Genomic DNA, 16,371 nt, shown 5'->3' on the forward strand with positions numbered 1-16,371 from the left:
GGGAACTGATGGTACGGCCAAGCAACTTGACGGGCACCACCTGCGGCCGCGCTCTCCCCCGCGCCCGGTCCCGGCTCAGTCCCGCTCCACCACCAGCGCGCTGCCCTGGCCCACGCCCACGCACATCGTCGCCAGGCCGCGCCGGGCGCCGGTGCGGCGCATGCGGTGCAGGAGGGTGGTCAGGATGCGGGCGCCGGAGCAGCCGAGGGGGTGGCCGATGGCGATGGCGCCGCCGCTCGTGTTGACCCGCTCGGGGTCGATCCCGAGGCCGTCCACGCAGGCGAGCGCCTGGGCCGCGAACGCCTCGTTGAACTCCGCCTCCTCGATGGACGAGATGTCCCAGCCGAGCCGGGTCAGGGCCTTGCGCGTGGCGGGGACCGGGCCGATGCCCATGATGTCGGGGTCCACGCCCGCCGAGGCCCCGGCCGCGTACCGGCCGAGCGACTCCAGGCCGAGGTCGTTCAGCGCCTCCTCGCTGACCAGGAGCAGCCCGGCCGCACCGTCGTTCATCGGCGAGGCGTTGCCCGCCGTCACCGTGCCGCCCGTGCGGAACACCGGCTTGAGAGCGCTGAGTTTGTCGTACGAGGTGTCCTCGCGCACGCACTCGTCGGCCGACACGACCCCGGCCTCGCGGGTACGGGTGGCAGGGATCTCGACCGGGAGGATCTCGTCGTCGAAGTACCCCTTCGAGCGGGCCTCCGCCGCGCGCTGGTGGCTGCGCAGCGCGAACTCGTCCTGCCGCTGCCGCGAGATGCCGTACCGCTCGGCGACCTCCTCGGCGGTCTCGCCCATCGCGAGCAGGCCGTGCAGCTTGTTCATCTCCGGGTTGACCAGGCGCCAGCCGAGCCGCGTGTCCGCCGTCTCCATCTTGTGCGGGAGCGCCTCGTCGGGGCGCGGCAGCACGAAGGGTGCGCGGCTCATCGACTCGGATCCGCCCGCCAGCACGATGTCGGCCTCCCCCGCGGCGATGGTGCGCGCCGCCGTGGTGACCGCCTCGAGCCCCGAGGCGCACAGCCGGTTCACCGTCGCCCCGGGCACGGACTCCGGCAGGCCCGCGAGCAGGGCCGCCATCCGGGCCACGTTGCGGTTGTCCTCGCCCGCCTGGTTGGCGGCGCCCCAGTAGATGTCGTCGATCCTGGCCGGGTCCAGCTGGGGCAGGTCGGCGAGGAGACCGCGGACGACGCCCGCCGCGAGGTCGTCGGGGCGTACGGAGGACAGGGCGCCGCGGAGCTTGCCGATGGGGGTGCGGCGGGCGGCGGCGAAGTGGACTGTGCGCACGGTGCGGCTCCGGATCGATGCGTACGTTAATTAGCGGTGCTAGTTTTGGAGTGTAGACGTGGGTGCCCCTTACGGGGAAGGGTTTCCCTCTCGACGGGGCGCCCACTGGGGGCTGCGCCCCCAGACCCCCGCATCGGCGCTTCGCGCCTCGTCCTCAAACGCCGGAGGGGCTGAGAATCCACCCCTGCACCTCTCGCGCCGCGCGCACCCCCTCCCGCTCCACCGCCCTTGCCGACCTCACGTCCCCCACCACGTTCCCCACCACAAAGATCCCTGGCCGTGTCGTCCGAAACCCCCCGGCCGCCGCCAGCCCCGCCCTGCGGCCCAGCTCCCACTCCGGCACGAAGTCCCCGCTGAACACGACCGTGTCGCAGGAGAGATGAGCCGTACGGCCGGTTCCCGCCCGGGTGACCCGCACCCCCGTCACGCGCCCGTGGCCCAGGATCTCCGTCACCGTCGTCCCGGTGAGGAGCGGGACCCCGTGGCGCAGGCGGCTCGGGGCCGTCCGGTGCCAGGGGGCCGGGGCCTGCGCGAGGTGCGTGGTGATCGCCACGCAGCGCGTACCCGCGCGGCGCAGGGTGTCCAGGGCCGCGTAGCCGACCGGTTCCGCTCCGACCACGACCGCGCGGTCGCCGGCCCCGCGTCCGAAGAGGTGGACCGACTGCTGGAGTTCGCCCGTGGTGAGGACTCCGGCGGGGCGCGTGCCCGCCACCAGGCGTGCGGCGCGCGGGCGTTCGCGGGCGCCCGTCGCGAGGACCACGGCCCGTGCGGTGATCTCCTCGAGGCCGTGCGGACTCGTCGTGCGCACCGTGCGGGGGCCCGCCCAGCCGGTGACCGTGACGCCGGTGCGGACCGTGACCCCGGCCGCGAGCGCCGCCGCGACGCCGCGGGCCGCCGACGCCGGGCCCGTGAGGGCGCCGCAGGGGCCGAAGCCCCGGTGGGCGCAGTGGCGCGGGACGCCGCCCGCCGTCTCCTCGCGCTCCAGGACCTCGACGCGTACGCCGACGCCGGGGGCGGCGGCGCGACCGGGGGCGGCGATCGCGCGGGCCACCGCCAGGCCCGCCGGGCCGCCGCCGACCACCAGGACGTCGACCTGCCGTACGGAGATCCGCTCACTCATGACGTCACCTCACCTCCGCCCTCGACCAGTTCACGCACGCGCGCACCGCAGTAGAAGCCCTGGCAGCGGCCGCCCCGCGCCCGTGTTCTGCGGCGCAGCCCCTCCACCGACACCGGGGGCACCGTGCTCGCCAGCGCGTCGCGGATCTCGCCGCGCGTCACCCGCTCGCAGTGGCAGACCACGCTGCCGTAGGCCGGGTCGGACGCGATGAGGTCGGCTCGCTGGTACGGGCGGGGGCCCGCCTCGCCCAGGTTGGGCATGTGGACGCGCGGCAACTCCTCTGGCCGGTCGGCCACTTCGAGGCCCGCCTCCGCCAGGAGGTCCATGACGTGGCGGGCGATCGCCATGGACGCGGTCAGGCCGGTGGAGCGGATGCCGCCGACCGTGACGTAGCGCTCGCCCTCGTGGGAGCGGATCCGGTAGTCCTCGTGCTCGGTGGCGGCGCGCAGGCCCGCGTAGACCGTCGTCACCTCCTCGTCGAGGAGGGCGGGGAGGAGGTGGCGGCCCTTGTCCAGGAGGGAGTCGAGGCCGTCCGGTGTGGACTCGGTGGCCGTCTTGTCGTCGAGGTCCTCCGCCGTCGGGCCGAGCAGGACGTTGCCGTACACGGTGGGTGCGACGAGGACTCCCTTGCCGAGGGCCGTGGGGACCGGCAGCAGGATGTGCCGGACCAGGTCGCGGGCGAACTTGTCGAAGACGATCAGCTGGCCGCGGCGCGGGCGGACGGTGAAGTCGTCGTGCCCGAGCAGGCGGTCGACGGTGTCGGCGTGCAGGCCCGCCGCGTTGACGAGGTAGCGGGCGCGGATCTTCCCCCGGGGGGTGGTGAGCGTGTGCGGCCCCCCGAGCCCCCCTGGCCTCCCGGACCCCCCGGAGCCCCCGGGATCGACGGCCGTCACCGGGGCGTTGAGGTGCAGGTCCACGCCCGCCCGCACCGCCTGGGTCGCGTACGCCAGCGGGGTCGTCCAGGGGCAGATGATGCTCTCGCCGGGGACGTGGAGCCCGCCGAGCGCGCCGGGGCCCAGGTGCGGCTCGCGGGCGTAGACCTCGGCCGGGTCCAGGATGCGGGCCTCGGTGTAGCCGTTGCGCTCCGCCTTCGCCAACAGGGCGGGAAGGGCGGCCAGTTGGTCGTCGGTCCAGGCGACCAGGAGAGCGCCGACCGGTTCGACGGGGATGCCGGTCTCGGCCGCGTACGCCGCCAGCAGCTGCTGGCCCTCGCGGACCAGGCGGGACTCCAGGGAGCCGGGGACCGCGTCGAAACCGGTGTGCAGGATCGCGGTGTTGGCCTTCGAGGTGCCCGCGCCGATGTCGTCGGAGGCGTCCAGGAGGGCGGTGCGCAGGGGGTGCCGGGCCAGCTCGCGGGCGAGGGCGGCCCCGACCACACCCGCGCCGATCACCACGACGTCGTACGGGGAGTCGTTGGGCTCGTCGGAGTCGTCGTCGAGCAGGGGGCCGGTGCGGGTGAGGGTCATGGGGTGGGCGTCCGTCGGGGGTGAGGGTCAGGGGGTGAGGGCCGTGGGGTGGGAGGTCATGGGGTGGGAGGTCCGCCCGGACCGCGCGCCAGGAGTGCCGCCACCTCCGCGCGGAACGCGGCGAGGCGTTCCGTCGCCTCCGTCGCGGTGATGCGCGGTTCGTAGACCGCGGCGGGGCTCCACTCCGGGAGGGCCTCGCGGACCGTGAGGGACGGGTCGAGGCCGAGGCGGGCGACCGTGGCCACGCCGAGTGCGGTGACGTCCGGCAACGCCGAGACCTCCACCGGGAGTTGGAGCAGGTCGGCCTGTGTCTGCATCAGGAGGGCGGAGCGCGTGAGGCCCCCGTCCACGCGCAGGCTCGTGAGCGGGGCGGCGAGGTCCGTGGCGGCCGCGGCGGCGAGCTCGGCGACCTGGGCGGCGATGCCGTCGCACAGGGCGCGGACCAGGTGGCCGGGGGTGGTGTCCAGGCCGAGGCCGGTCAGGGAGCCGCGCAGGTCGCCGCGCCACCAGGGGGCGGCGAGTCCGGCGAGGGCCGGGACGAACGTGACGCCGCCGCTGTCCGGCACCGCCGAGCCGACGGGGTCGATGTCCCGCGCGCCGGAGATCACGCCGACGTCGGTGAGCCAGCGGACGGCGGACGCGGCCGTGTACACCTGGCCGTCCAGGCAGTAGCTGGAGCGCCCGCCGAGGCGCCAGGCGACGCAGCTGACGAGGCCCGAACTGCCGCGCCGGGGGCGGGTTCCGGTGTGGGCGAGCAGGAACGCGCCGGTGCCGTAGGTGCACTTGGCGCCGCCCGCCTCGGTGACGTCCTGGGCGAGGAGCGCGGCCTGCTGGTCCACGAGCAGCCCGGTGAGCGGGAGTTCGGGGCCGAAGGCGGTGGTGGTGCCGACCGGTCCGGCCGCGTCGACGACCTGCGGGAGCTCCTCGTCGGTGAGGCCGAAGAGGTCGAGGGCGCGTGGCGACCAGGTGACGGTGTCCAGGTCGAGGAGCTGGGTGCGGCCCGCGGTCGCGGCGTCGGTGGCGTAGGCGCCGGTGAGCCGGTGGACGAGCCAGGCGTCGCTGGTGGTGACCACGCCCGCGCGGGTGCGGTGGCGGCGTATCCACGTCATCTTGGGCGCGGCGAAGTAGGGGTCGAGCGGCAGCCCGGTCAGCTCGCGCAACTCGTCGGCGTGCGGCGCGAGTTCGGCGCACACCGACTCGGCCCTGCGGTCCTGCCAGACCAGCGCGTCGGTGAGCGGCTCGCCCGTCGACGGGTCCCAGGCGAGCACCGTCTCCCCCTGGTTGGCGAGGCCCACGGCGGCGACGGGCTCCCCGGCGTCGGCGAGCGCGCTGCGGCCCGCCGCCACGACCGAGTCGTACAGGGCGGCCGGGTCGACCTCGACGAGGCCGCCGGGGAGGTGGCGGGGGCGCACCGGCGCCGTGCCCGAACCGATCACGCCGCGCTCGGGGCAGACCACGAGGGCCTTCGTGCCGGAGGTCCCCTGGTCGACGGCGAGCACGGGGCGGCTCTCATTCGTGATCACCGCGGAAGAGTCCTACAGGCGCCCGAAGGGCGTCAAGGTCTCCCCGCGGTCCGCGTGCGCCGGTACGCAGGAGGCGCGGGATTCAATTGATTTCTCATTCACTTTCTCACCCTCGCCACTCCCGGCTCATTTATCACTGTCCGAAAGCGCGCCATCGGCATAAGCGAGTCTTTTAGAAAGCCAAAGACTCGGCGCAAGGTGAATTCGGGCCCATTTCACGGGAGTTCGGGCGGCACCCCTTGCGGAAAGCACATGCCAATTGCACGATCACCTCGTTCCGCAGCCCCCCCTTTTCCGTTCGAGGAGATTCCCGTGGCCACACCCGCGAACAATCGGCTGAGTCTCGGTCCCGATGCCGCACGGCAGCTCGCGACCACCACCAAGACCACCCCGCAGATGCGCGGCATCACCCCCCGCTATCTGCTGCGGGCCATGCCCTGGGTGGACGTCGAGTCGGGCGTCTACCGCGTGAACCGGCGCCGCACCTACGTGCTCGGCGACGACCGCATCACCACCTACAGCGACGACAGCGGCCACCACGTGGTGCCCGGCGACTTACGCGAAGTCCCGTACCTGCGCGACTGCGACGACGCGCTCCTGTCCGAACTCGCCGGGAACTTCACCGAGGTGACCTTCGAGGCCGGGCAGAACCTCGCGACCGAGGGCGAGTCCATGGACCGGCTCTGGGTGATCGTGCGGGGCCGCGCCGAGAAGCGGCTCACCGGGCGGTACGGCGAGGACGCGCTGCTCGAAGTCGTGGGCGACGGCCAGTTCTTCGACCTGGGCGCGTGGACCCGCGGCGAGGCCATGCCCTACCGCGTGCAGGCGCTCACCCCGGGCGTCGCCCTGTGCGTCGAGCGCAACGCACTCGCCTCCCTGACCGGGCGCGACGAGGCACTGCGCGGGGCCGTGGACACGTACTGCGCAGGTGAGGGGCCCGAGGCGGGCGCGGAGGCCGCCATCGAACTGACCGGCGGGCACGTCGGCGAGCCGGACCTGCCCGCGACGTTCGTCGACTACGAGGACACGCCGCGCGAGTACCACATGACGCTCGCCCAGACGACGCTGCGCGTGCACTCCCGCGTCGCCGACCTCTACAACGGGCCGATGGACCAGACCCGCACCCAGGCCAATCTGACCATCCAGGCCCTGCGCGAGCGGCAGGAGAACCTGATGCTCAACCACCCCGACTTCGGGCTCTTCAACAGCGTCTCGGCCGGACAGCGGGTGCAGTCGCGGACCGGCGCGCCCACCCCGGACGACCTCGACGAGCTGCTCGCACGGGTGTGGAAGCAGCCCGGCTACTTCGTGGCGCACCCGCGGGCCATCGCCGCGTTCGGCCGCGAATGTACGCGGCGGGGTGTGCCCCCGGTGACGGACAGCCGGTTCGGCAGCCCGCTGCTCACCTGGCGCGGGGTGCCGCTCCTGCCGTCCGACAAGGTGCGCTTCGCAGACGGCGCGGGGCTCGGCGCCGGCACCACCGAGATCCTCCTCATGCGGATGGGCGAGGCCGAGCAGGGCGTGGTCGGGCTGCGGCCCGCGGGCGTGCCGGACGAGGTCGAACCCGGCCTGTCCCAGCGGAACATGGGCACGGACCAGAAGGGCATCACCTCCTATCTGATGACGGCCTACTTCAATACAGCCGTCCTGGTAGAGGACGCCGTCGCCGTACTCCAGAACGTCGAGGTGTCCAAGTACCATGACTATTCCTGACGTCACGTCATTGCGGGCTCCGACTGCCGTACCGCAGACGGCTGTTCCGGACTCCTCTGGAATTGCTGGAATTGCTGGAGATACGGCGGCGCCCCTGTCACCGGACCTCTCCACGGCCCAGCCCGTCGACCCGGCCGCCGCCGCGCTCCCCCGCCAGCCCGTCGCCTTCTCCCCGGAGTCGGCGCGCGCCGACATCCCGATCCTGCACCGGACCGTGAACGGCCACCCGCTGGTGTGGCTCGACAACGGAGCCACGACGCAGAAGCCCCGCCAGGTGATCGAGGCGCTCGGCGCCTTCTACGGTGCCGCGAACTCCAACATCCACCGCGGCGCGCACACGATGGCGCGCGAGGCCACGGAGGCGTACGAGGCGGGACGTGCGGCGGTGGCGCAGTTCCTGGGCGCCGAGGGGCCGGAGAGCATCGTCTTCGTGCGCGGCACCACCGAGGCGATCAACCTCGTGGCGCAGACCTGGGGGCGCGCCAACCTCGGCCCGGGGGACGACATCCTGGTGCCGGTCCTGGAGCACCACTCGAACATCGTGCCCTGGCAGATGCTCGCGAAGGAGACCCGGGCCCGGCTCGTGCCCGTTCCGCTCACCCCGGACGGGCGGATCGACCAGGACGCGTACGCCGATCTGCTCTCCTCGCGCACCCAACTGGTCGCGATCAGCCAGGCGTCGAACGTCCTCGGCACCGTGCCGCCGGTCAAGGAGATGGCGGCGCTCGCCCACCGCTACGGCGCGAAGGTCCTGGTCGACGGGGCCCAGGCGGTGGCCCACTTCCCGGTGGACGTACAGGACCTGGGCGCCGACTTCTACGCCTTCTCGGGGCACAAGCTGTTCGCGCCGACCGGCATCGGCGCCCTGTACGCGCGGCCCGAGGTCCTCCAGGAGATGGCGCCCTGGCAGGGCGGCGGCAACATGATCGAGTCCGTGTCGTTCGCCGAGACGACGTTCGCCCCCGCGCCCCATCTGCTGGAGGCGGGCACCGGGCACATCTCCGGCGTCATCGGCCTGCTCGCCGCCCTGAACTGGCTCACCTCCTTCGACCGGGAGGCCGTCACCGCGTACGAGAACGGGCTCATGGCGTATGCGCAGCAGGCCCTCGCGACCGTGCCCGGGCTCGAGTTGATCGGGGCGGCGCCCGAGCGGATCGCGGTGCTCACCTTCACCCTCTCCGGCCAGGATCCGGCGACCGTCGCGGCCTGGCTGGATCAGGACGGCATCGCGGTGCGCGCGGGCCACCACTGCGCGCAGCCCGCCCTGGCCCACTTCGGCCTGGAGGAGGCGGCGCGGGCCTCGCTCGCCCTCTACAACACCTCCGAGGAGGTGGACCAGTTGGTGGCGTCGCTGCGCCGGCTCCAGGAGAGCGGCGGCGAAGGCCGGCAGACCGTGCGGCAGGAGGCCAACCGGCCGTGAGGTAAAGGGTGTTCCCGTCCTGCCCGGGGGGCCGGACGGGAACAGCGTTCCGTGCACAGCCGGTCACAGAATCACCAACCGGCGCGCCGATCCGACACAGCTCGATCTCAAAAGATCCATCAAACGGCAGGGAACCGGAAGAGATCGCTCTACACTGACCGCCGAACAACAGCAACTGCAACTCCCTAGCATTACCGGCCAGTTGACCGATCCCTCTTCCCCCCAGAGGACTCATGCCCATGCCGTCCGGCCGCCCGGTGTACCACCCGGCGGGCCACGACTTCGCGCTCCGCGCCGTGCTCCAGGACCTGAGAGCGGGCCGCTGGGTGTCGACCCGCACCCTGCTGTCGACGACCCCCGACTGGGCGCTGTGGACGCAGCGCACCCAGATCCTGGCCACCGCGGCGGCCGGCTCGGACGTGGCCTCGGCCTGGCTCGCCGAGGAGCCGGACAGCATCGCCGCCGTCGTGCTGCACACCCGGGTCCTGGTCGAGCGGGCGCTGCGCGCGCACCGGGCGGGGCACCGGCAGACGCCCGACCTGTGGCGGGAGGCGGCCGCGGCGTGCGGGGACGCCATCGAGCGCTCCCCCGAGGACCCGGTGCCGTGGATCTGCCTGCTCTCCCTCGCCCAGCTCGACGCGGGCCAGCGCTGGGACGAGCACCGCGTCGCCGCCCCCGAGCCGATGCTCTTCCCCGGCCCCTGGGGGCTCCTGAACGAGGCCGACAAGCGCGACCCGGGCAACCGCGAGGCGTACCACCGGATGCTGCAGTTCGCCTATACGCGGCGGCCGGGCGGCCCGCTCACCGAGGCCGTCAACTTCGCCCAGTGGGCCACCGCTGCGGCGCCCGCGGGCTCCGCCCTGCACGTCCTGCCGCTCTATACGCGCGTCGAGCGCTACCGCCGGGAAGGCGGCAACGAACACGCCCTCGACCTGCACTGGATCGCCGAGGACGCGATCCGCAGCGCCCAGCGCGCGCTCAACCTCTGGTTCGAGCACGCCATGCCGGCCGCGACGTCGCTGCTCGACCTCAACCACCTGGCGCACGCGCTGTGGGGAGCGCACCGATTCGAGGACGCCGCGCGGGTGTTCACGGTGCTCGACCCCTTCTACACGGTGGCCCCGTGGACGTACCGGACCTCCTCCCCCGGTGACCCGGACGCGGCCGCCGAGGCGTTCGTGCAGGCCCGCTACCGCTGCTTCTCCGCGTCCCGCGCCCCGGGCTGACCCGCGCCCCCCTTGTTGTCGGCCCTGCAACCGGCCGTTGTTGTCCGTCCCCCGTCCGTCCCCCGACCGCCCCCCACCGCGCCACTTCCCGGAGGTTCCCCCGTGTCCCGCACCATCTGGTCGAGCGCCGTCCCAGTACCACGCCAGGACGAGGAGCAACGGCTCCGAGAGCTCGGCTACCAACCCGTACTGGCCCGCCGCATGGGCGGCTTCGGCAACTTCGCCATCAGCTTCTCCGTCATCTCGATCCTGTCCGGCTGCATGACGCTGTACGGGTTCGGGCTCGGCACGGGCGGCCCGGCGGTGATGCTGTGGGGCTGGGCGGGCGTCGGGATATTCGTGCTCTTCGTCGGCCTGGCGCTCGCGGAGGTCACCAGCGCCTACCCGACGTCGGGCGCCCTCTATTACATGGCCGACCGGCTCGGCGGACGCCGCTGGGGCTGGTACACGGGCTGGCTCAACCTGCTCGGCCTGCTCGGGGCGATCGCGGGCATCGACTACGGCGCCGCGCAGTTCACCGGGGCGCTCGTCAGCCTGCACTCCGACTTCCGCCCCACCGAGGGCTCGACCTTCCTGATCTTCCTGGCGATCCTGCTGGTCCACGCGCTCCTGAACCTGTTCAACGTCCGCCTGGTCAGCCTGCTCAACTCGATCAGCGTGTGGTGGCACCTCGCGGGCGTCGCGATCATCGTCGGCGTGCTCGCGATCGTGCCCGACCACCACCAGTCGCCGTCGTTCGTCTTCGGCGAGTTCGTGAACCAGACCGGCTGGTCGAGCCCCCTGTACGTGTGCATGATCGGCCTGCTCCTCGCCCAGTACACGTTCTCCGGGTACGACGCCTCCGCGCACCTCTCCGAGGAGACCTCCGACGCCTCCACGTCCGCGCCGCGCGGCATCGTGCGCGCCATCTGGGCGTCCTGGATCGCCGGATTCGTGCTGCTCGCCGGGCTGACGTTCGCCATCCAGGACTACGCGGGCACGCAGGGCAGCGCGACCGGGGTGCCGCCCGCGCAGATCTTCCTCGACGCGCTCGGCTCGTCCGGGGCGACCGCGCTGCTGCTCATCGTGATCGTGGCGCAGCTGTTCTGCGGCAACGCCGAGGTGGCGGCGGCCAGCCGCATGGTGTTCGCGTTCAGCCGCGACAACGCGCTGCCCGGCTCCGCGCTGTGGCGCAAGGTCTCCACCCGCACCCAGACGCCGGTCCCCGCGGTCTGGCTGTCGGTGGGCCTCGCGGCCGTCATCGCGCTGCCGTCCCTCTACTCGAAGACCGCGTACGGCGCGGTGACGGCCATCAACGTCATCGGCATCACGCCCGCCTACGCCATCCCGATCTTCCTGCGCCTGCGCGCGGGCGACCGCTTCCAGCCGGGCCCCTGGAACCTGGGCCGCTGGAGCAAGCCGGTCGGCTGGATCGCCGTGCTCTGGGTGGCCTTCGTGACGGTCCTGTTCTGCCTGCCCCAGGCGTCCCCCGTCACGGTCGACACGATGAACTACGCGTCGATCGCGCTCGCGGTGGTCCTGATCCTCGCGACCGTGTGGTGGTTCGTGGCGCGCCGCTCGTACAGCACGCCGTCCGCGTACGGCACCGACCGCGAGCAGGCGGAGATCGCCGAGGGCATCGTCTGACCCGCTCCCGACGACCGGCAACCGGCAACCGCCCTACGGTTGCCGGTCGTTGAGGATCCGCTCGAAGAGCCGGTGGTCGCGCCAGGCGCCGTTGATGTAGAGGAACTGGCGGGCCAGCCCGTACTCCTCGAAGCCGCACTTGGCGAGCACGCGCTGCGAGGCCACGTTGTCGAGGAGGGTGCCCGCCTCAAGCCGGTGCAGGCCGAGCTCGGCGTCGGCGGCCTGGCAGACCCGCTCCGTCGCGAGGGCCGCGAGGCCCCGGCCCACATGGCCGGCGTCCACCCAGTAGCCGACGTTGGCGCTGCGGAGCGGGCCGAGCGTGACGTTGCTGAGGGTGATGGCCCCGGCGATGTCGTCGCCTGCGGCGAGCGCCCACAGCACGGTCCGGCCCGCCTCGCGCTGCGCGAGCAGATCCCGGATCCGGTCCGCCTGCCCCCGCTCCGTGAAGAACTCCTCGGACCGGTCCGGCTCCGTCGGACGCAGATGGTCCCGGCTGCGGGTGTAGGCGCGGGCGAACCCGGCCGCGTCGTCGAGGGTGACGGGCCGCAGCACGACGCCGCCGGTGAGGGGCGTGATCCCGGTGGTGATGGCCATGGTGGTGGTCCCTTTGTCCGCGGTGGTGGTCCCTTTGTCCGCCCTATCCGCCTTGCCCGCCGTCACATCCCGCCCGCGATCTTGAGGATCGCGCCGGTGGCGTACGAGGCGTCGTCCGACAGGAGCCACGACACGGCCCCGGAGATCTCCTCGGGCTGCCCGGCCCGCCCCATCGGGATGTGCTCGGCCATCCACGCGGGCCGCTCCGGGTCCGCGTGGAACTCGGTCCAGATGACGCCGGGCGCCACGCAGTTGACCCGGATGCCGTCGGCGGCGAGCTCCTTCGACAGCCCCGTCGTCATGGTGTCGACGGCGGCCTTCGCGGCGGCGTAGTGGACGTACTGGCCGGGGCTGCCGAGCTTCGCCGCGTTCGAGGAGATGTTGACGATGGCGCCGCCGCGGCCGGTCCCCGTCATGTCCCGCACGGCCCTGCGGGCGCACAACAGGTAGCCGAGGACATTGACCTCAAGGGCCTGGCGCATCCCGTCCGGGTCGGCGTCGGCGAGACGACCGTTGGGGCCGCTGACCCCGGCGTTGTTCACGAGCCCGGTGACCGGGCCGAGCGCGGCTGCCGCCTCGTCGAAGAGCCGGTCCACTGAGGCGGCGTCGGCGGTGTCCACCTGGATCACCGCGGCCCGGCGGCCCGCCGCGCGGACGGTCGCGGCCACGTCTTCCGCGGCCTTCGCGTCGGAGCGGTAGCCGATGGCGACGTCGTGGCCGTCGGCCGCGAGGCGGGCGCAGACGGCGGCGCCGATGCCGCGGCTGCCGCCGGTGACGACGGTGACGGGGTGCGGTTGTTCCACGGGGGCCTCCAGGTGGCTGTGTGTCGCGCCGACTGGATCTTCGCACCCCCGTGGGCGGGGTGCCCTCGCGGGGCTCAGTCGGTCTTGGCGTCTTCCTGCGGCAGGCTGTCCATGAACGAGCTCACCGAGAACACCGCCCGGCCCGCGCCCGCCGGACCGTATCCGGGCGGGGACGTCAGACCGTGGGACTCCATCGTCGAGCGGTACGCGTCGAGCAGTCGCACGTGGTACTCGAGCGGGGCGCCCTGGGGGTTGGCCTTGCCCAGCGGCGTGGTCGGCTCGGGGCACCACGTGGTGAAGCGGGGCGTGATGCCGCGCGACATGAAGAAGTCGAGGCCCTCGACGGTCGAGTCGATCGCCTCGTCGACCGTCTTGAAGCCGAACGGCTCGGCCATCTCGACGCCCGCGACGAAGTTCGGGATGACGTTGCGCGGCCCGAAGACCTCCGCCGAGTCGAGGATGCGGCGGTGCCACTCGTCGCGGCCGACGTAGCGCTCCTTGCCGGGGCAGTACCGCTCGAACAGGTACGGGTCCCACACCTCGTAGTTGGGGTGGTAGATCCGCACGCCGTAGTCGTGGAAGCGCTGCACGTCCTCCTTGGGGAGGGCCTGGGCGACGACCTTGCCGATCCAGCGGCCGGGGAAGCGCTCCTCGATGGCCCGCGCGTACTCGCCGTAGAAGTCGGCCTCGTCCTTGCCGCCGATGTGCGAGGTGATGGCGCCGCCGGTCAGGGTGTACGCGGTGGAGGACTTGTTCGTGTCGTACCGGTCGATGATCTCCAGCGCCTCGAGGACCTCCTCGACCGGCTTGACGCCCGTGTAGGGGCGGCCCGCGGCCTTGTGCTGGCGCCAGTTGTGGTTGATGTCGCAGTACTGGCACTCCTCCTTGGCGCCGAAGTACTGGCACACCCGGAAGACCGTGAGGTAGATCAGGTAGCCCCACTGGATGGTGGGGGCGACCTCCATGACCGACTTTCCGTTGGCGAGCTTGTGCCGGTAGTAGTCGGGCATGGGCGGCGTGCCGACGTCGGAGATCCGGCGGCCGTCCAGGTAGAGGCCGAGCACGCCCTCGTCGTCGGCGGCCACGCGGTAGGGCGAGGACGGGTTCACGCGTACGGAGACGATGGTGCGGCGCAGCTCGTACGGGCCGCCGGTGAGGATGATCTCCTCCGGCGGGCGGCGCAGGGCGGCCTCGCCGAGCTCGGGCAGGGTGCCGTGGTCGAAGGAGAAGATGAAGTAGGACTTCGGCTTGACCTCGCCCGCTGCCTCGTTGGCGGTATCACTGAGTGCAGACTCGTCGAAGGCGATGCCGCCGCGCAGCAGGTCCTCCTTGATCACGGCTTCCCGCGGGACGTGCGGGAACCGCTCCATGAGTCCCTCGATCATCTCGGTACGGCTGCCGGTGCGGCTCTGCATGTGCCGGGCTCCTCGGATCCAGGCGGAGTGCTCTTCGCCCTCTGCTTCTCCCCCACGCTAACCCCGCCGATCCGGGGCCGGGATCCGCCCCCGGTAGCACTCGGGCTCCGCCGGGGGGCCGAGTACGATCTCCGCCATGCCGCCCGCCACCCCGCACGTCCCCGGACCAGTTGACGGAAACGGCATACCCGGGCAAACAGCGCACTCTAGGATTTACCCTGCCGCAGCGGGCAGCGGGCAGCGGGCAGCGGGCAGCGGGCAGCGGGCAGCGGGCAGCGGGCAGCGGGCAGCGCAGGAAGTAGGGGTTGGGACTGGGACTGGCGCTGAGGCTCACGGCCCCGTCGGCGCCCAGTCGGCCACCCCGCACCTCGCATGGCGGGCGAGCGCCCGCAAGGACGTGCTCTTCGCCGTGCGCTCCGCCACCGCTCTGCACCGGCTCCTCGACGTCCTCCCCGTCTTCGCCGGGGACGAGCGGATCCGGCGCCGCTTCACCCTCGTCCCCGGGTCCGCGTTCGGCGTCGACGCCCTCACCGCCATCGAGCGGGCCGGGGCCCATGTCCTGCCGTGGGCCGAGGCGCGTGGCCGCGCGCACGACCTGATCCTCGCTGCGAGCCCCAAGGGCGAGCTGGAGCGGCTGAGCGGGCCGCGCGTCCTGCTGCCGCACGGCGCCGGGTTCAACAAGGCGGTGCCGGAGGGGGGTTGGGCGGGCGGCGGTTCGGCGGGCGGCGGTTCGGCGGACTCCGCATCGGGGCTGGACCCCGCGCTGCTGCTGCGCTCCGGTCGCCCCCTCGCCCGGCTGCACGCCCTCGCCCACCCCAGCCAGCTCGACCGGCTCGCCGCCGAGAGCCCGGCCGCCGCCGCGCGGGCCACCGTCACCGGTGACCCCACGTTCGACCGGGTCCTGGAGTCGCTGCCCCTGCGCGAGCGGTACCGCGCCGCCCTGCGCACCGACGGCCGCACCCTCGTCGTCCTCACCTCGACCTGGGGGCCCGAGTCGCTGCTCGCCCGCCGCCCGGGCCTGCCCGCCGCGCTCACCGCCCGCTTCCCACAGGACTCCTACCAGTTCGCGCTCGTGCTCCACCCGAACGAGCACAGCAGGACCGGGGAGTTCGACCTGGCCGAGCAGCTGGCTCCCGCCCTCGCGGCCGGACTCGTCGTCGCCCGGCCGCACGAGGAGTGGGCCGCCGTCCTCGTCGCCGCCGACGCCGTCGTCACCGATCACGGTTCGGCGGCCCTGTACGCGGCTGCCGCGCGCGACGTGCCGGTGCTCGCCGCGTGCGACGGGGGCTGCGAGGTCATTCCCGGCACCCCGATGGCAGAACTCCTCTCCATGGCACCGGCGTTGGAGCACGCCGACGACCTGGAGCGGGCCCTCGCCGCGCACCGGCCCGGCTCCGCCCGCGCCCTCGCCGAGCCCGCCTTCGCCGAACGCGGCCGCGCCCTGCCCCGGCTGCGTGAGGAGCTGTACCGCCTCCTCGGGCTCGACCCGCACCCCTCCTCCCCCGGCACGGCGCGCCCGCTGCCCGACCCCGCCCCGCCGGCCCGCACCCTCACCTCGCTCGCCGCCTTCGCCGTACGGGTCGACCTCGGCGCGCCCGCACCCGGTCGCGACGGCGCCCCCGTCCCCGTACACGTGGAAAGGCGCCCGCCGGACAGCGACGGGCCGCGTCATCACCTCGCCGCCGAGCACGGAGCGGCCGGGGAGCGGCAGTTGCACAGTGCCGGGCTCATCTACCGGCGCGCGGCGTCCCGCCCGGCACGCGGCGAGAGCTGGACCGTCGACGCCTGGACCACGCGGGTCCTCGCCGCCTACCCGGGCCCGCGCACGGCGGCCGTCGTGCTCGACGGCTCGCGGTGCGTGCTGCGTGAGACCGGGGGCGCGCTGCTCACGCTCACGGTGGAGCCGGACCGTTCCGTCGAGGGGCGGGTGCGCCGGGCGGATCCGGCGGCGGTGCTGTCGGCGGCACACGCGTGGCTGAGGGAGCTGAGCGATGGCGAGGACGCACCCCTCCTCCTCCCCATCACGCTCACCTGCACGCTCGGGGGCCGCACTTACGCTGCGCACCTCGCTGTGGCCTCCGAGGACGAGACCCTCCTCGAGTTCCAGTAGTGCTCCCCCGTACGGCGGAGGAGATCCGTCCCGTACGGCGACGCGGACCCCGTGCACCGGGCGCCAGCATGATCCCC

Annotated in this window: 12 protein-coding genes; 5 read left to right on the plus strand and 7 right to left on the minus strand. The window is 73.2% G+C overall.

Features of this window, described 5'->3' with window-relative positions; genetic code table 11:
- Window positions 1-75: 75 nt before the first annotated feature.
- From ACQB60_RS15160 to ACQB60_RS15175, 4 genes are all read right to left on the minus strand, one after another.
- Window positions 76-1,278 (minus strand): thiolase family protein, encoded by a 1,203-nt coding sequence (locus tag ACQB60_RS15160; RefSeq protein WP_496926478.1) that lies wholly within the window; start codon window positions 1,276-1,278, stop codon window positions 76-78.
- Window positions 1,279-1,432: 154 nt separating this feature from the next.
- Window positions 1,433-2,398, minus strand: coding sequence for an NAD(P)/FAD-dependent oxidoreductase (locus ACQB60_RS15165; protein ID WP_496926479.1), 966 nt, complete (start codon window positions 2,396-2,398; stop codon window positions 1,433-1,435).
- The gene (locus ACQB60_RS15170; protein WP_496926480.1) at window positions 2,395-3,864 is read right to left on the minus strand and encodes an FAD-dependent oxidoreductase; all 1,470 of its coding nucleotides are present in this window, start codon (window positions 3,862-3,864) and stop codon (window positions 2,395-2,397) included. Before ACQB60_RS15170 ends, ACQB60_RS15165 begins: the two co-directional genes overlap by 4 nt.
- Before the next feature lie 56 nt (window positions 3,865-3,920).
- Window positions 3,921-5,387 carry an FGGY family carbohydrate kinase gene (locus tag ACQB60_RS15175; RefSeq protein WP_496926481.1) on the minus strand — a complete coding sequence of 489 codons (1,467 nt, stop codon included), beginning with the start codon at window positions 5,385-5,387 and terminating at the stop codon, window positions 3,921-3,923.
- Between the two features lie 312 nt (window positions 5,388-5,699).
- Here ACQB60_RS15175 and ACQB60_RS15180 point away from each other — a divergent pair, with 312 nt between their 5' ends.
- The 4 genes from ACQB60_RS15180 (at window position 5,700) to ACQB60_RS15195 (ending at window position 11,372) form a co-directional block, all read left to right on the plus strand.
- Window positions 5,700-7,100 carry a family 2B encapsulin nanocompartment shell protein gene (locus ACQB60_RS15180; protein WP_496926482.1) on the plus strand — a complete coding sequence of 467 codons (1,401 nt, stop codon included), beginning with the start codon at window positions 5,700-5,702 and terminating at the stop codon, window positions 7,098-7,100.
- Window positions 7,087-8,520, plus strand: coding sequence for a SufS family cysteine desulfurase (locus ACQB60_RS15185; RefSeq protein WP_496926483.1), 1,434 nt, complete (start codon window positions 7,087-7,089; stop codon window positions 8,518-8,520). The genes ACQB60_RS15180 and ACQB60_RS15185 overlap by 14 nt, the downstream gene beginning before the upstream one ends.
- Window positions 8,521-8,753: 233 nt before the next feature.
- Window positions 8,754-9,746 carry a hypothetical protein gene (locus ACQB60_RS15190; RefSeq protein ID WP_496926484.1) on the plus strand — a complete coding sequence of 331 codons (993 nt, stop codon included), beginning with the start codon at window positions 8,754-8,756 and terminating at the stop codon, window positions 9,744-9,746.
- A 102-nt stretch (window positions 9,747-9,848) separates the two neighbouring features.
- Window positions 9,849-11,372, plus strand: coding sequence for an amino acid permease (locus tag ACQB60_RS15195; protein ID WP_496926485.1), 1,524 nt, complete (start codon window positions 9,849-9,851; stop codon window positions 11,370-11,372).
- A 33-nt stretch (window positions 11,373-11,405) separates the two neighbouring features.
- On the opposite strand, the gene ACQB60_RS15200 is transcribed toward ACQB60_RS15195, so the two are convergent.
- From ACQB60_RS15200 to ACQB60_RS15210, 3 genes are all read right to left on the minus strand, one after another.
- Window positions 11,406-11,966 carry a GNAT family N-acetyltransferase gene (locus ACQB60_RS15200; protein WP_496926486.1) on the minus strand — a complete coding sequence of 187 codons (561 nt, stop codon included), beginning with the start codon at window positions 11,964-11,966 and terminating at the stop codon, window positions 11,406-11,408.
- A gap of 62 nt (window positions 11,967-12,028) precedes the next feature.
- Complete coding sequence (locus ACQB60_RS15205) at window positions 12,029-12,769, minus strand: SDR family NAD(P)-dependent oxidoreductase (RefSeq protein WP_496926487.1); 741 nt, start codon at window positions 12,767-12,769, stop codon at window positions 12,029-12,031.
- 74 nt (window positions 12,770-12,843) lie between these two features.
- On the minus strand, window positions 12,844-14,184 hold the full coding sequence (locus tag ACQB60_RS15210) for a radical SAM protein (protein WP_496926488.1): 1,341 nt from the start codon (window positions 14,182-14,184) through the stop codon (window positions 12,844-12,846).
- 397 nt (window positions 14,185-14,581) lie between these two features.
- Between ACQB60_RS15210 and ACQB60_RS15215 the strand changes: the two genes are divergently transcribed.
- Window positions 14,582-16,294 carry a serine/threonine-protein kinase gene (locus ACQB60_RS15215; RefSeq protein WP_496926489.1) on the plus strand — a complete coding sequence of 571 codons (1,713 nt, stop codon included), beginning with the start codon at window positions 14,582-14,584 and terminating at the stop codon, window positions 16,292-16,294.
- Window positions 16,295-16,371 lie beyond the last annotated feature (77 nt).

The organism is Streptomyces odontotermitis, assembly GCF_050510915.1.
Classification (GTDB): Bacteria; Actinomycetota; Actinomycetes; order Streptomycetales; family Streptomycetaceae; genus Streptomyces.

Coding starts and splice junctions, on each gene's coding strand:
- ACQB60_RS15190 (WP_496926484.1), top strand. CDS start 8,754: ATGCCCATGCCGTCCGGCCGCCCGGTGTACCACCCGGCGGGCCACGAC.
- ACQB60_RS15165 (WP_496926479.1), bottom strand. CDS start 2,398: ATGAGTGAGCGGATCTCCGTACGGCAGGTCGACGTCCTGGTGGTCGGC.
- ACQB60_RS15210 (WP_496926488.1), bottom strand. CDS start 14,184: ATGCAGAGCCGCACCGGCAGCCGTACCGAGATGATCGAGGGACTCATG.
- ACQB60_RS15170 (WP_496926480.1), bottom strand. CDS start 3,864: ATGACCCTCACCCGCACCGGCCCCCTGCTCGACGACGACTCCGACGAG.
- ACQB60_RS15200 (WP_496926486.1), bottom strand. CDS start 11,966: ATGGCCATCACCACCGGGATCACGCCCCTCACCGGCGGCGTCGTGCTG.
- ACQB60_RS15185 (WP_496926483.1), top strand. CDS start 7,087: ATGACTATTCCTGACGTCACGTCATTGCGGGCTCCGACTGCCGTACCG.